Genomic DNA, 13807 nt, shown 5'->3' with positions numbered 1-13807 from the left:
ATTTAGCCCTTCTGTGCCAGCATGGCGGCTTTGGCCGAATTGGTCGGCTGGGCCGGCGTGGCGACATTGGCCGGCAGCTTGACCTCGCTGCCCGGCTTGACGCCGTCGAGCTTGGAGACGATGACGTTGGCGCCCGGCGCCAGGCCGTCGACCACTTCGGCGTAGCCCTCGTCCTCGTTGCGCAGGCCCAGCTTGACCGGCTGCGCGACCACCTTGCCCTGCACGATCTGGTACACCACCTGCTGGCCTTTCTCGGTGCGCAGCGCCGTCATCGGCACGATCGGCATCACGGCGGAGCGTTCGGTGACGATGCTGCCCTTGGCGAACATGCCGGCGCGCAGCGCGCTGTCGTCGTTCTTGACGGAGATGTAGACCAGCATCGCGCGCGAGCCGGCCTCGGTGGCCGGATTGATGCGCGCCACCTTGCCGGCGAAGTCGCGGCCCTGGAAACCGTCGACCTTGAACTTGACCTCCTGGCCCACCTTGACGCGCGGGATTTCCGAGGCCGGCACCTGCGCCTCCAAGGTCAGCTCGGACAGGTTGACGATGCTGTAGACCGGCATGTCCGGCGCCAGCTTCTCGCCGGCCTGCACGTGGCGCTTGCTGACCACGCCGCTGATGGGCGCCTTGATGACGCCGTCGTTCAGCGCGATGCGCGCGATCTCCACCATCGCCGCGGCCGACTTGACGTTGGCGCGCGCCAGGTCGACGCTGTTCTGGGTCGAATCGTAGGCGTTCTGCGAAATGTATTTCTGCTTGAGCAGGGCGCCGCTATTGGTTTCGTTCTTGCTTGCCAGCGACAGCTTGGCCTGCGCTTCATCCAGCATGGCCTGCTGCTGTTGCAGGCGCGCGCGCAGGTCGGACTGGTCGATGCGGGCCAGCACCTGGCCGGCGGCCACCGCCATGCCTTCCTGCACCGTGGTGGCCTCCACCACGCCCGAGACCTTGGACTTGATGGTGGCCGAACTCAGGGGCGCCAGCGAGCCGGATAAGGGCAAGCTGACCGCCAATGATCGTGCATCGATGGCCGCGATATCGCCGCTGGCCAGCTCGAAGACTTCCTGTTTCTTCTTATCGTCCTTGGCCGCCTGCGTGCTCGGCGGCGCGGCGTCCTTCTTGTGCAGGACGGTCCAGCCGCCGCCGGCCAGGCCGATGACGATCAGCACCGCCAGCGGCTTGCGCCAGCGTTTGCTGCGCACCGTGGATTGTGGGGAGACGGGCAAGGTTTCAAGTTTCATATCGTTCTTCTTCAATCAAAAGGTCGCCACGGCGCATGTTGGCACTTTAAGAATTTTCAAGACCGGCTGCCAGAGAAATGCGACAGGCCGCGCAAAAATACGGATGAACGGTAAAAACGCGGGATCAAGCGCGTTTGACGGAGGTCAATGGTCGATTCCTGTCAGCGGCAAGAATGGGCAAGGCCTGAGAGGGCGCGATTGGCGCTAAGCCGGAGAGGCCCAGGTGGCACCAGCACACAAACGAGATGACGGCGGAGATGACGGCGCGCGCGCGGATTTCCTCGCGATGGTCGCGCATACCAGCGACGCCTTGCTGCTGTTGCAGGACGGCCGTGTGGTCGCCAGCAATCCGGCGGCGCAGGCGCTGTTCGAGTGCGACCTGCCGGACCGCTTGCTGGGCCTGGGGCTGGTTGATTTGTCACCCTTGCAGCAGGCCGAGGGCGTGCTGTCGGCGCGCGCGCTGGCCGACCTGCTGGCCGATGCCCAGCGCGACGGCAACCGCCGCTTCGAATGGTGCTGCGTCGGTTGCGGCGGGCGCCAGTTCTGGGCCGAGGTGCTGCTGACCGCGATCGCGCCGCAGCGGGTGGTCGCGGCGATCCGCGACATCTCGGCGCGCAAGCAGGACCAGTTGGTGATGTACCTGGCCTTGCTGGCCGACGTCGCCGACCGCCGCCGCTCCGAGGAGCAGACCCGCCACCTGGCCGAGCACGATTTCCTGACCGACCTGCCGAACCGCGTGCTGCTGCTCGACCGCCTGAGCCTGGCGATGGCGGCGGCGCGGCGCAAGCGCAGCCGGCTGGCGATCCTGTTCCTCGACCTCGACCGTTTCAAAAACATCAACGACACGCTGGGCCACCACGTCGGCGACCAGCTGTTGCGGGAAGTGGCGGCGCGGCTGGTGCGCTGCGTGCGCAGCGTCGACACCGTCAGCCGGCAGGGCGGCGACGAGTTCGTCATCATGTTGTCCGAGATCGGCGGCATCGACCAGGTGGCGCACGTGGCCGATACCGTGCTGAACGCCATCAGCCAGGAGTTCGTGCTGGAGCCGCACCGGCTGCACGTGAGCACCTCGATCGGCGTCAGCATCTACCCGGACGACGGCGCCGACATCGACACCCTGGTGCGCAACGCCGACCTGGCCATGTACCACGCCAAGGAAAAAGGCCGCAACGGCTTCCAGTTCTTTAGTCCCGAAATGAACGCGCAGATCATCGAACGAGTGACGTTTGAGAACGACTTGCGGCGCGCGCTGCGCGAGCAGCAGTTCGTGCTGGAGTACGAGGCCCAGGTCGACATCGCCAGCGCCCGGCCGCTGGCGGCCGAGGCCCTGCTGCGCTGGCGCCATCCGGCGCTGGGCCTGCTGCGGCCGGAGCGCTTTATTACCGTGGCCGAGGACAGCGGCCTGATGGTGGCTATCGGCCAGTGGGTGCTGGAGCAGGCTTGCCGCGCAGCCCGGCGCTGGCAGGATGCCGGCTATCCGCTGGTGGTGGCGGTCAACCTGTCGCAGACACAGTTCCTGCAACGTAACCTGGCCGACAGCGTCAGCGCGGCGCTGGCGGCATCGGGCCTGGCGCCGGAGTTGCTGGAGCTGGAGCTGACCGAGGCCATCATCATGAAACACGTGGCCACCGCGCCGGCCACGCTGCGCGCCTTGCGGGCGCTGGGCGTGCGGCTGGCGATCGACGACTTCGGCACCGGCTACACCCGGGTCGGCCACCTGCGCGAGTACCCGTTCGACAAGCTGAAGATAGACCGCACCTTCATCGGCGACATCGATGGCGCCGTCGACGGCGCGGCGCCGCCGGTGGTGGTGGTCGCCATGATCGCGATGGCGCGCAGCCTGGGCTTGACGGTGTTGGCGGAAGGGGTGGAGACCGAGGCGCAGCTGCGCTTCCTGGCGCAGCATGGCTGCCATCAGTACCAGGGCCACTACGTGCGGCAGAACGGCCTGCTCGATGGCCTGGGCGGCCTGCTGGACGGCGCCGCCTGATTACATGGGCCGGGCGCGGTCGCGCGCGCCGTACAGGCGCAGCCGCACCAGCACCTGGCCGTGGTCGGACGCTTCCGGCTTGTCCTGCAGCAGGTGGTCGTTCAGATACGTCACGTCCAGCACCTCGCCGACCGCGTAGCGCGAGGCCGGGTTGAATTCCTCCGACACCAGCACATGGTCGATGGTCATGTAGTGGCCCTCGTGGATGTTGGTGTAGCCGACCTGGCGCAGCGTGTCGCGCCCCAGCTGGATCTGGTTGCAATCGAACATGCGCCCGCTCAGCTCCTCGCCCGGCAGGCCGGCCGCGCCGGAGCCCATGACGATGGCGGTGGTGACGGCGTCGGCGGTGTCGTTGAAATCGCCCAGCACCACGCGCGGCCGGCGCGCGCTGCTTTCGAGCTGGCTGAGCAGGGCGCGCAGGGCCACCGCCTCGGTGCCGCGCCGTATCAGCGAGCGCAGGTTGGCTTGTGCATATTGCATCGGATCGGCGTAGTCGTCGCCGCTGCTGTAGTCGGGGCGCTTGGATTTGAGGTGGATGACGATCACGTCGACGATGCGCTGGTCCGGCAGCAGCACTTGCGCGTGCAGTGGCGCGCGGGCGAAGCGGTCGGCGTCGCGGCTGCCGGCCGGCAGCGCCACGCCGTCGGGGAAGGCGCGGTATTCGGCGGCCGGCGCCGCCAGCGGCAGGCGCGAGATCAGCGCCACCTGCGGCACCAGGCGCGCGGCGCCGGTGGCGGGATCGGGCGCGGCGTCGAAGCCGGCCAGCGTGGCCTCGCGGTAGCGCGCGCTGTGGGCCAGCACGTCGCGCAGCGCCGCCAGCGAAAAGATTTCCTGCAGGCCGATCACGTCGGCGTCGAGCTGGTCCAGCTGCTGCGCGGTCCACAGGACTTTCGCTTCATACTCGGCCGGCGCCAAGGGCGGCAGATTGTCGTACAATTTCGCCCCAGGCTGGGAAAGATTGCAAACATTGAAAGTGGCAAAGCGAATTTCCTGCTGCATAATTAGAAACTCCCGATCATTACTTCACAAGCAGCGTATCACGCATGGCTAAAAAAGAGCACATCTCCGAGACCCCGGCAACGCAAATGCTGCGCAAACATAAGGTGGCCTTCAGCGAGCACCCCTACGACTACGAAGAACACGGCGGCACCACGGTGTCGGCGCGCGAACTGGGCGTGGACGAGCACGCGGTGGTCAAGACCCTGGTCATGCAAGACGAGGCCGCTAAACCCTTGATGGTGCTGATGCACGGCGATTGCAAGGTCTCGACCAAAAACCTGGCGCGCGGCATCGGCTGCAAATCCGTCGAACCGTGCAAGCCGGAGGTGGCCACCCGCCACAGCGGCTACCAGATCGGCGGCACTTCGCCGTTCGGCACCCGCAAGCTGCTGCCGGTGTATGTCGAGGATAGCATTCTTGCGCTGGAAACGATTTATATCAATGGCGGCCGCAGAGGTTATCTGGTTGGCATCGCGCCGCAGGTGTTGCTGGATTTGTTGCAGGCCAGGCCGGTGCACTGCGCGCTGGCCGATTAGTTGGCCGATCGGGCGTCGGCAGTGTATATTCAGCGGCCCCCAACGGGCGTATGACTACTTTTGAGGAAATAATGAATACAGTTTGGATGACCGTCGCCGCCTATCTGATCGGCTCGATCTCGTTTGCCGTCGTGATGAGCAAGTTGTTCGGCATCGCCGATCCCCGCACCTACGGCTCGAAAAATCCGGGCGCCACCAATGTATTGCGCAGTGGCAATAAGGCGGCCGCCATCATGACCCTGATCGGCGACGGCGCCAAGGGCTGGCTGGCGGTCTGGCTGGCGACCCGCTACCAGGATCAGTTGCATATTGGCGACGCCACCATCGCGCTGGTGGCGATCGCGGTGTTCCTGGGCCATTTGTGGCCGGTGTTCTTCCGCTTTGTCGGCGGCAAGGGCGTGGCGACCGCGCTGGGCGTGCTGCTGGGCCTGAATCCGTGGCTGGGCCTGGCCACCCTGGTGACCTGGCTGGCGGTGGCGTTCGCGTTCCGCTACTCGTCGCTGGCGGCGCTGGTGGCGGCCTTGTTCGCACCGTTCTACTACGGCCTGCTGTTCGGCGTCGAGCCGCAGCTGTTCGCGGTGTTCGTCATGAGCGCACTGTTGGCTTTCCGTCACAGCAAAAATATTTCGAATTTGCTGGCAGGCAAGGAAAGCCGCATCGGCAGCAAGAGCCAGGACGCCGTCAAAGGCAAGAAAAAGTAAGGCCATCCCCATCCCGGCGCTTGATTTTGCGCCGGGTGTCGCCATATGCTGAAAATTCCGTTTAGCAAAGGCACATCATGAGCACTCCCCTGAAGATCGATTTCGTCTCCGACGTTTCCTGCCCGTGGTGCGCCATCGGCCTCAAGTCGCTGGACCAGGCGCTGGCCAATCTCGGCGACGAGGCGGCAGTGAGCATGCACTTCCAGCCTTTCGAGCTCAATCCCAACATGGGCCCCGAGGGCCAGGACATCGGCGAGCACCTGGCCGAAAAATACGGCTCGACGCCGTCGCAGCAGGAACAGGCGCGCGAGATGATACGCGCGCGCGGCGCCGAGGTCGGCTTCGATTTCGCCATGGGCAAGCGCAGCCGCATCTACAACACCTTCGACGCCCACCGCCTGCTGCACTGGGCCGAGACCGAGGGCGAGGGCAAGCAGAAGGCGCTGAAGGAGGCGCTGTTCGGCGCCTACTTCACCAAGGGCGACGATCCCAGCTCGCACGACGTGCTGCTGCGCGTGGCCGGCGAAGTGGGGCTGGACACCGCCATCGCCGCCGAGGTGCTGCAATCGCAGCAGTACGCCGACGAGGTGCGCGAGCGCGAGCAGTTCTTCCAGCGCCACGGCATCAACTCGGTGCCGGCCGTGATCATCAACGAGCGCCACCTGATTTCCGGCGGCCAGCCGGCCGAGGTGTTTGAAAAAGCGCTGCGCGAGATCATGGCGCAGACGGCTTAAAAAATGCGGGAGGCGGCGGCAAGTACGCCCGCCGTCCCTGTTTTGCGATAAACTGAACGGGTAGCACCATAGTTCGGCCCCGCCTCGTGCCGGGAGCCCAAAAAAGATCGACGTCGCTACAGGGAGGCCTATGCTGGCCGCAGAAAAAGTACACACGCTGTCCATCGCCCGTCCGCAGGCCGACCAGTTCCGGCTGGCCGCACTGCACCGCTACCACATCCTCGACACCCCCGCCTGCGAAGACTTCAGCTTCCTCACCGAACTGGCCGCCCAGGTGTGCGAGGTGCCGTATGCCTTCATCTCGCTGGTCGACGCCGAGCGCGTCTGGATCAAGTCCTGCGCCGGCATGCAGCTGGGCGAGCTGCCGCGCGGCGAGAGCTACTGCTCGCTGGCGGTGCTGGGCCAGGCCGCCACCGAAATCCCCGACCTGACGCAGGACTTCCGCACCGCCCACATGGCGCTGACGGTCGATGCACCCTATATGCGCATGTACAGCAGCGTGGCGCTGACCTCGTCCGACGGCTTCGCCATCGGCACCCTGTGCGTGATGGACACCAAGCCGGGCGGCCTGCGTGCCGAACAGCGCGCCACGCTGGTCAAGCTGGCGCGCCAGGTGATGGCGCTGATCGAACTGCGCGCCAACGAGAAGGCGCTGGAGTCCACCGTGCGCGAGCTGGAGCAGCTGGCCACCACCGACGAGCTGACCGGCCTGCACAACCGCCGCTCGCTGCTGCACCGCCTGAAGTTCGAGACGGCGCGCGCCAAGCGTTTCCGCTCGCCGCTGTCGGCGGTGATGATAGACCTCGACCACTTCAAGCGTATCAACGACGAATACGGCCACGCGGTCGGCGACCAGGTGCTGGCCAGCGTCGGTCTGCTGCTGCGCGAGAGCGTGCGCGTGATCGACGTGCCGGGCCGCTACGGCGGTGAAGAGCTGTGCGTGATCCTGCCGAACACGCCGCTCGAAGGCGCCAGCAAATTCGCCGAAACGCTGCGCGCCAAGATCGAAGCGCAGCTGCACTACGCCGGCCCGCGCCTGCTGCCGGTGACGGCCAGCCTGGGCGTGGGTTCCTTCGACCACATGGAAATCAGCGATGCAGAAAGCCTGCTGCGCCAGGCCGACGCCGCGCTGTACCGCGCCAAGCACGCCGGCCGCAACCGCGTGGAATGCAGCCCCACCTGACACTGAAAGGAAGTCCCCCATGCCCACCGCCAGCTGGAACGGCGTCGTCATCGCCGAAGCGAAGGACGACGAAGTTGAAATCGTCGAGAACAACGTCTACTTCCCGCCGTCCAGCGTCAAGACGGAGTATCTGCAGGCCAGCGCGCACACCACGCGCTGCCCGTGGAAGGGCCTGGCCAGCTACTACAGCCTGAACGTCAACGGCAAGGTCAACGAGAACGCCGCCTGGTACTACCCGGAGCCGTCCGAGAAGGCAGCGCAGATCAAGGACCATGTGGCGTTCTGGCGCGGCGTGGACGTGCAGCGCTAGACGGGGGCATGGACAATATCACCCATAGCATTATCGGTTTCGGCGTTGGAGAACTGGTGCACCGCAGCCTGCCCGACGAGGCGGATGCGCCGTCGCAGCGGGTGCGGCACCGGCTGTTGCTGGTGTCCTGCGCGTTGGCCAGCAATTTTCCCGACCTCGACCTGTTCCTGAACAAGCTGCTGCCCGATCCGCTGGGCTATCTGCTGCATCATCGCGGGCATACGCATACGGCGCTGCTGGCGCTGCCGCAGGCCTTGCTGCTGGCGGCGCTGCTGTGCTTGTGCTGGCCGTCGGCGCGCGCGCTGCTCAAGGCCAGCCGGCCGGCGCGCCTCGGCCTGGCCCTGAGCGTGGGGCTGGGCTTCGCGCTGCATCTGCTGATGGACTTCGCCAATTCCTACGGCATCCACCCGTGGTATCCGTTCACCGGGCGCTGGTTCTATGGCGACATGGTGTTCATCGTCGAGCCGCTGTTCTGGGTGGCGATCGGCGTGCCGATGGCGCTCATCATGCGCTGGCGTTCCTTGCGCATGCTCGGCCTGGCCTGTTTGTTCGGCGCGCTGGTGGTGTTCGCCGCCAAGGCTTATCTGGCATGGACTTCGTTTGCCGCGCTGTTGCTGATCGCGGCGGCGTGCGGCGCGGCGCAATTGCGCGCCGGTGCGCGCGGCCGCGCGGGCCTGCTGCTGGCGCTGGTGGTCAGCGTTGGCTTCATCGCGGTGCAGGGTGTGGCCTCGCATTACGGGCGTGAGCAGATCACGGCCGCTTTGCAGAAGGCCGATCCGTCCGTGCGCGTCATGGACGTGGCGATGACGGCGTTCCCGTCGCAGCCTCTGTGCTGGTCGTATGCCAGCGTCGAGGCCAACGAGAAGCAGGGCTACTACCGCTTGCGGCGGGGCGTGGCCAGCCTGGCGCCGGAGTGGCTGGCGCCGTTGGCCTGTCCGGCGGGCCTGGTCGGATCGCCGGAGCAGGTGCTGGCCTTGTCGCCGGGCGTGCAACAATTCGGCACGGTGCTGGCCAGCCTGACGGCGCTGCGCACGCTGAAGGACGAGAACTGCCAGGTGGATGCCTGGCTGCGCTTCGCCCGCATGCCGGCGCTGATGCTGTCGACCGGCGAGCTGGCCGACTATCGCTTCGCGACCACGCCGCGCGGCAATTTCACGACGCTGCATGCGGGGCAGGCCGGCAAATGTCCGGCGGGCGTGCCCGGCTGGGGCTACCCGCGCGAGGATCTGCTGTCGCTGCACCCGCCGGGCAAGCTTTAAGCGGCTTTTTTCTGCGCGTTGAAGTCGGTCGATACCGCCAGCTCCAGCCACTGCGTCATCTCGGTTTCGACGAACTGGTTCTTGGCGCGCACGCGTTCCACCGTGTCCGAGCCCAGTTGCAGGCGCACCGGCGGCTTGGCGCTGTCGGCCAGTTGCAGCAGGGCGCCGGCCAGCTTGGCCGGGTCGCCCGGTTGCTGGTGATTGACGCCGGCCGCGAACTCGCGCATCGCGCCCACGGTGGCGGCGTAGTCTTCGATGCGGTCGCGGGTGGACACCAGCGACGAGGCGTCGAGGAAATCGGTGCGGAAGAAGCCCGGCTCCACCACCGTCACATGGATGCCCAGCGGCGCCATTTCCATCGCCAGCGCCTCGCTCAGTCCTTCGACCGCGAACTTGGTCGAGCTGTACAAGCCCCAGCCGGCGAAGGCCGAATAGCCGCCCACCGACGAGATGTTGATGACATGGCCGGCGCCCTGCTTGCGCATCGCCGGCAGCACGGCGCGGGTGACGTTGAGCAGGCCGAAGACGTTGGTGTCGTACAGCGCGCGCACTTCCTCGGCGCTGGCTTCCTCCACCGCGCCCAGCAGGCCGTAGCCGGCGTTGTTGACCAGCACATCGATGCGGCCGAAGCGCGCTATCGCTTGCTGCGCGGCGGTGACGGCTTGCGCTTCCAGTTTGACGTCCAGCCGCAAGGCCAGTAGATTCGGATGCTCGCCCAGGACGGCGGTGACCGATTGCGGATCGCGGGCGGTGGCGACCACGCAGTCGCCGCGCGCCAGCGCTTGTTGCGCCGTCAGCATGCCGAAGCCACGGGATGCGCCGGTGATGAACCATACTTTTTGTGCAGTGCCAGTCATGATTGTTTCCTTGGTGTGAGGTGAGTTGGTGGATGCCAGTGTAGGCAGGGCCGACCTGTTACACTAGCCGTAGGAAAGCTGTTTGATTATCACCATTTGGTTGTAAATATGGATAAAGCCAGGGTCGTCAGTCTGTTCATCGGCGTGGTGCGCGCCAAGAGCTTCAGCCAGGCGGCGGTCGATGCCGGCCTGACGCCGCAAGCCGTCAGCAAGGCGGTGCGGCAGCTGGAGGATCATCTGGGCGTGCGCCTGTTCCACCGCACCACTCGCAGCCTGAGCCTGACGGAGGAGGGCGCGCGCCTGTTCGAGCTGGCCAACCCCGGGCTGCGCCTGCTGGACGAGGCGCTGGACCACATCCAGAACAGCCGCCTCGAAGTGGACGGCCTGATCCGCGTGGTCGCGCCCATGTCGATCGGCAACGCGGTCATCGTGCCGCTGCTGCCGGAGTTCCAGCGGCGCTATCCCGGCGCGCATTTCGATTTGCAGCTGGACGACCATTTCACCGACCTGGTGGAGAGCAAGATCGATGTCGGCTTCCGCGCCGGCAATCCGCCCGAACGCAACCTGATATCCCGCAAGCTGGGCGAGATCGTGCTGGTGCCGTGCGCCACGCCCGGCTACCTGGCCCTGCACGGCACGCCACAGACGGTGCCGGACTTGCAGCTGCACCGCTGCACCGGCTTCCGCCGCCCCTCCACCGGCCGCTTGATGCCGTGGGAGTTGCAGGTGGATGGCGCCACGGTCTACCAGGAGATGCCGGCGGTGGCCAGTTTCAATACGGTGGAGGGGGAATTGACGGCGGTGCTGAACGGCCTGGGCATCGGCCAGCTGCCGGTCTTCATGATCGAGGCCGAGCTGGCCAGCGGCGCGCTGGTGCCGCTGCTGCCACAGACGGCCACCTCCAACAGCGGCGTGTTCATGTACTACCAGCAGCGCACCCTGATGCCGCTGCGGGTGCGGCACTTCATCGATTTTGTGGCGGAGCGGGCGCCGCTGCGGCTGGCCGGCCAGCGCGCCGCGCTTGCCTAGCGGTATCGTGTCGCGTGTTTGCCACAAAAAGGCCTAAAATCAAATGGTATAGGCCACTTTTGGACAAGATGGTTGGCATGACAATTGCATTGCCCTCCAGAAAGGAAGAATATCGTTAAACATGGAGGCTGTTATGAATACCGTAACTGAACAAAAAAGTATGAACAATGTGGTCCACGAATCGGCGTCGGACGAGCACCGCCTGCGCAGCGAGCGCATCGCCGCGCGCGGCGTGCGCCTGGGCAAGGGCAAGATCAAATACCTGCTGGCGCTGATCGGCCTGGCCGTGCTGGCCTCGGTCGCGTTTGCCTAAACGACTTTGATGTCGTCCAGCGGCCAGCGCGGCCGCACGTTGAACGAGTAGTCTTTTTTTGCCGCGTCCGGGTTGATCATCAAGCGCATGGCCCCGGCGAAGGCGATCATCGCGCCGTTGTCCGTGCAGAACTCCAGTTCAGGGTAGTAGACCTTGAACTTCTTCTTGGCCGCCGCCTCGTTCAGCGACGCGCGCAGCTGGGAGTTGGCGCCCACGCCGCCCGCGATCACCAGCCGCTTCAGACCGGTGTGCTTGAGTGCGGAGATGCACTTGGCCGTCAGCACGTCGACGATCGCGTCGACGAAGCCGCGCGCGATGTTGGCCTTGTCCTGCTCGCAAATGTTCGCGATGATTTTTTCCTCGTGGTTCTTCACCACCGTCAGCACCGCCGTCTTCAGGCCGGAGAAGCTGAAATTGAAATCCTTGCTATGCAACATAGGGCGCGGCAGCTTGTAGGCCGTCGGGTCGCCGAACTCGGCCAGGCGCGAAATCGCCGGACCGCCGGGATAGCCCAGGCCCAGCAGCTTGGCCGATTTGTCGAAGGCTTCGCCGGCCGCGTCGTCCAGGGTTTCGCCCAGCAGCGTGTACTGGCCGACGCCGTCCACTCGCATCAACTGTGTGTGGCCGCCCGACACCAGCAGCGCGATGAAGGGGAATTCCGGCGGCTGCGACGCCAGCAACGGCGACAGCAGATGGCCTTCCAGGTGGTGCACGCCCAGCACCGGCTTGTCCAGCGCCAGGCCCAGGCTGCAGGCCACCGAGGAGCCGACCAGCAGCGCGCCCGCCAGGCCGGGGCCCTGGGTGTAGGCGATGGCGTCGATGTCGGCCAGCGTCTTGCCGGCGTCTTCCAAGGTCTGCGTCAGCAGCGGAATGGCGCGGCGGATGTGGTCGCGCGAGGCCAGTTCCGGCACCACGCCGCCGTACTCTTCATGCATCGCCACTTGCGAATACAGGGCGTGGGACAACAGGCCGTGTTGCGTGTCGTACAGCGCAAGGCCGGTTTCGTCACAGGAGGATTCGACGCCGAGAACGATCATGAAGGATGCACAAATGAAAAGGGGAATCCGCCATTGTAATGGAAAGTGCGTGCAAGCATGCACCACGGCGGGACCGGGCCGCACTGGCAAAGTGCGAAGTTTTGCCGCGCGGTCAGGATTCCGCGCGTTTTTCGTGGCACCGGTTTTGCTTAGACAACCAGGGGAAGTTGACTAGGGAGGCGCGCGATGTCCGGACAATGGAAGCTGATTTGCAAACTCAAGGATGTGCCGATGAGCGGCACGCGCCTGGTGCCGCGCGGTCTGGCCTGGCAGGAATTGCCGGGCGTGGCGCTGTTCCGTACCGGCGAGGAGCAGGTGCATGCGGTGCTGGAAGGCGGCGGCGTCGCGCCGTGCGACAGCGATGCGCGCCGTTACTCGGTCAAGGTGGAGGATTGCAAGGTCTATCTGGATCTCGATGAACTGAGCGCCCCGGCCAGCCAGGCCGAGGCGGCGCTGGCGGGGGCTTTCGGCGTGGCCACCAGGGTGATGGCCTTCGGCTGAGCTAATTTATGGGCGGTGCTTCAGTTGCTTGTGCGCGTCCAGCAGCATCTTCTCGGTGGTGTCCCAGTCGATGCAGCCGTCGGTCACCGAGCAGCCATACTTCAGCTCGCTCAGGTCCGCCGGGATCTTCTGGTTGCCGCCGACGATGTTGGACTCGATCATCACACCCACCAGCGACTGGTTGCCCTGCACGATCTGGTGGATGACGTCGGCCATCACCAGCGGTTGCAGTTCCGGCTTCTTGTAGCTGTTGGCGTGCGAGCAGTCGACCACCAGGTTGGCCGGCAGCTTGGCCTTGGCCAGCGCCTGCTCGGCGATCGCGATCGACACCGAATCGTAGTTCGGACGGCCGTCGCCGCCGCGCAGCACCACGTGGCCGTAGGCATTGCCGCGGGTGCGCACGATCGCCACATTGCCCTGCGCGTTGATGCCCAGGAAGGAGTGCGGATGCGCCGACGACAGGATGGCGTTGATGGCGATGCTGATGTCGCCGTCGGTGCCGTTCTTGAAGCCCACCGGGGTCGACAGGCCGGACGACATTTCGCGGTGGGTCTGCGATTCGGTGGTGCGGGCGCCGATGGCGGTCCAGGCGATCAGGTCGCCCAGGTATTGCGGCGAGATCGGGTCGAGCGCCTCGGTGGCGGTCGGCAGGCCCAGCTCGCATACGTCCAGCAGGAACTGGCGCGCCTTCTCCATGCCGGCGTCGACGCGGAAGGAATCGTCCATGTCCGGATCGTTGATATAGCCCTTCCAGCCGGTGGTGGTGCGCGGCTTTTCGAAATACACGCGCATCACCAGCAGCATGGTGTCGGCCACTTCAGCTTGCAGGGCTTTCAGGCGGCGGGCGTAATCCAGGCCGGCCACGGGATCGTGGATCGAGCATGGACCGACGACCACGAACAGGCGCTTGTCCTGGCGGTCGATGATGTTGCGCAGGGCTTCGCGGCCCTTCATCACGGTGTCCGAGGCGCTGTCGGTCAGCGGCAGCTTGCTGTGCAAGGCTTCCGGCGACGGCATCGGCGCGAACGAGGTGACGTTGATGTTTTCGATATCTGGGGAGATCATGATTCTCTACGTATATTTATTGCGGGGGAGGGATAGTGTAGCCGAAATGCGGCCG

The 13807-nt window shown here is 65.7% G+C and carries 15 protein-coding genes; 10 read left to right on the top strand and 5 right to left on the bottom strand.

The features are described 5' to 3' along the window. Positions 1-2: 2 nt before the first annotated feature. Entirely contained in the window at positions 3-1238 is a 1236-nt protein-coding gene (locus AC07OK_RS09170; protein WP_494690019.1) for an efflux RND transporter periplasmic adaptor subunit, read from the bottom strand. 223 nt (positions 1239-1461) lie between these two features. Between AC07OK_RS09170 and AC07OK_RS09165 the strand changes: the two genes are divergently transcribed. Beyond that, positions 1462-3228 carry a putative bifunctional diguanylate cyclase/phosphodiesterase gene (locus AC07OK_RS09165; protein ID WP_494690018.1) on the top strand — a complete coding sequence of 589 codons (1767 nt, stop codon included), beginning with the start codon at positions 1462-1464 and terminating at the stop codon, positions 3226-3228. Here the strand turns inward: AC07OK_RS09165 and AC07OK_RS09160 are convergent, their stop codons facing one another. Beyond that, the gene (locus tag AC07OK_RS09160; RefSeq protein ID WP_494690017.1) at positions 3229-4227 is read right to left on the bottom strand and encodes an endonuclease/exonuclease/phosphatase family protein; all 999 of its coding nucleotides are present in this window, start codon (positions 4225-4227) and stop codon (positions 3229-3231) included. Positions 4228-4271: 44 nt separating this feature from the next. On the opposite strand from AC07OK_RS09160, the gene ybaK reads away from it, so the two are divergent. From ybaK to AC07OK_RS09130, 6 genes are all read left to right on the top strand, one after another. Further along, a complete protein-coding gene (gene ybaK / locus AC07OK_RS09155; protein WP_494690016.1) occupies positions 4272-4763 on the top strand; it encodes a Cys-tRNA(Pro) deacylase in 492 nt (163 codons plus the stop codon). 71 nt (positions 4764-4834) lie between these two features. After that, positions 4835-5464 carry a glycerol-3-phosphate 1-O-acyltransferase PlsY gene (plsY, locus tag AC07OK_RS09150; RefSeq protein WP_494690015.1) on the top strand — a complete coding sequence of 210 codons (630 nt, stop codon included), beginning with the start codon at positions 4835-4837 and terminating at the stop codon, positions 5462-5464. Between the two features lie 77 nt (positions 5465-5541). Further along, entirely contained in the window at positions 5542-6198 is a 657-nt protein-coding gene (locus AC07OK_RS09145; protein WP_494690014.1) for a DsbA family oxidoreductase, read from the top strand. A gap of 130 nt (positions 6199-6328) precedes the next feature. Then, the gene (locus AC07OK_RS09140) at positions 6329-7381 is read left to right on the top strand and encodes a GGDEF domain-containing protein (protein ID WP_494690013.1); all 1053 of its coding nucleotides are present in this window, start codon (positions 6329-6331) and stop codon (positions 7379-7381) included. Between the two features lie 19 nt (positions 7382-7400). After that, entirely contained in the window at positions 7401-7691 is a 291-nt protein-coding gene (locus AC07OK_RS09135; RefSeq protein WP_494690012.1) for a DUF427 domain-containing protein, read from the top strand. Between the two features lie 8 nt (positions 7692-7699). After that, entirely contained in the window at positions 7700-8950 is a 1251-nt protein-coding gene (locus AC07OK_RS09130) for a metal-dependent hydrolase (protein ID WP_494690011.1), read from the top strand. Here the strand turns inward: AC07OK_RS09130 and AC07OK_RS09125 are convergent. Then, complete coding sequence (locus AC07OK_RS09125; protein ID WP_494690010.1) at positions 8947-9807, bottom strand: oxidoreductase; 861 nt, start codon at positions 9805-9807, stop codon at positions 8947-8949. The two genes, AC07OK_RS09130 and AC07OK_RS09125, sit on opposite strands and share 4 nt — an antisense overlap. A 108-nt stretch (positions 9808-9915) precedes the next feature. On the opposite strand from AC07OK_RS09125, the gene AC07OK_RS09120 reads away from it, so the two are divergent. Further along, positions 9916-10836 carry a LysR family transcriptional regulator gene (locus tag AC07OK_RS09120; protein WP_494690009.1) on the top strand — a complete coding sequence of 307 codons (921 nt, stop codon included), beginning with the start codon at positions 9916-9918 and terminating at the stop codon, positions 10834-10836. 133 nt (positions 10837-10969) lie between these two features. Then, positions 10970-11149 carry a hypothetical protein gene (locus AC07OK_RS09115; RefSeq protein ID WP_494690008.1) on the top strand — a complete coding sequence of 60 codons (180 nt, stop codon included), beginning with the start codon at positions 10970-10972 and terminating at the stop codon, positions 11147-11149. Here AC07OK_RS09115 and tsaD read toward each other — a convergent pair. After that, complete coding sequence (gene tsaD, locus AC07OK_RS09110) at positions 11146-12186, bottom strand: tRNA (adenosine(37)-N6)-threonylcarbamoyltransferase complex transferase subunit TsaD (protein ID WP_494690007.1); 1041 nt, start codon at positions 12184-12186, stop codon at positions 11146-11148. The genes AC07OK_RS09115 and tsaD overlap by 4 nt on opposite strands. Before the next feature lie 186 nt (positions 12187-12372). On the opposite strand from tsaD, the gene AC07OK_RS09105 reads away from it, so the two are divergent. Beyond that, positions 12373-12687, top strand: a complete 315-nt coding sequence (locus AC07OK_RS09105) for a Rieske (2Fe-2S) protein (protein ID WP_494690006.1) — start codon at positions 12373-12375, stop codon at positions 12685-12687. A 6-nt stretch (positions 12688-12693) separates the two neighbouring features. Here AC07OK_RS09105 and AC07OK_RS09100 read toward each other — a convergent pair whose 3' ends face one another. Next, entirely contained in the window at positions 12694-13752 is a 1059-nt protein-coding gene (locus AC07OK_RS09100) for a 3-deoxy-7-phosphoheptulonate synthase (RefSeq protein ID WP_494690005.1), read from the bottom strand. Positions 13753-13807: the final 55 nt, after the last annotated feature.

The organism is Duganella sp. GW821-FHT07G03 (assembly GCF_059418605.1).
The sequence above is the reverse complement of the archived record's forward strand: the minus strand, read 5'-3'. Positions and strand labels throughout refer to the sequence as shown.

What these genes read in the sequence shown, in the direction of transcription:
- AC07OK_RS09125 (WP_494690010.1), bottom strand. Translation starts at nt 9,807, where the DNA reads ATGACTGGCACTGCACAAAAAGTATGGTTCATCACCGGCGCATCCCGT.
- tsaD (WP_494690007.1), bottom strand. Translation starts at nt 12,186, where the DNA reads ATGATCGTTCTCGGCGTCGAATCCTCCTGTGACGAAACCGGCCTTGCG.
- ybaK (WP_494690016.1), top strand. Translation starts at nt 4,272, where the DNA reads ATGGCTAAAAAAGAGCACATCTCCGAGACCCCGGCAACGCAAATGCTG.
- AC07OK_RS09170 (WP_494690019.1), bottom strand. Translation starts at nt 1,238, where the DNA reads ATGAAACTTGAAACCTTGCCCGTCTCCCCACAATCCACGGTGCGCAGC.
- AC07OK_RS09145 (WP_494690014.1), top strand. Translation starts at nt 5,542, where the DNA reads ATGAGCACTCCCCTGAAGATCGATTTCGTCTCCGACGTTTCCTGCCCG.
- AC07OK_RS09140 (WP_494690013.1), top strand. Translation starts at nt 6,329, where the DNA reads ATGCTGGCCGCAGAAAAAGTACACACGCTGTCCATCGCCCGTCCGCAG.
- AC07OK_RS09100 (WP_494690005.1), bottom strand. Translation starts at nt 13,752, where the DNA reads ATGATCTCCCCAGATATCGAAAACATCAACGTCACCTCGTTCGCGCCG.
- plsY (WP_494690015.1), top strand. Translation starts at nt 4,835, where the DNA reads ATGAATACAGTTTGGATGACCGTCGCCGCCTATCTGATCGGCTCGATC.
- AC07OK_RS09115 (WP_494690008.1), top strand. Translation starts at nt 10,970, where the DNA reads ATGAATACCGTAACTGAACAAAAAAGTATGAACAATGTGGTCCACGAA.
- AC07OK_RS09135 (WP_494690012.1), top strand. Translation starts at nt 7,401, where the DNA reads ATGCCCACCGCCAGCTGGAACGGCGTCGTCATCGCCGAAGCGAAGGAC.
- AC07OK_RS09130 (WP_494690011.1), top strand. Translation starts at nt 7,700, where the DNA reads ATGGACAATATCACCCATAGCATTATCGGTTTCGGCGTTGGAGAACTG.
- AC07OK_RS09120 (WP_494690009.1), top strand. Translation starts at nt 9,916, where the DNA reads ATGGATAAAGCCAGGGTCGTCAGTCTGTTCATCGGCGTGGTGCGCGCC.
- AC07OK_RS09105 (WP_494690006.1), top strand. Translation starts at nt 12,373, where the DNA reads ATGTCCGGACAATGGAAGCTGATTTGCAAACTCAAGGATGTGCCGATG.
- AC07OK_RS09160 (WP_494690017.1), bottom strand. Translation starts at nt 4,227, where the DNA reads ATGCAGCAGGAAATTCGCTTTGCCACTTTCAATGTTTGCAATCTTTCC.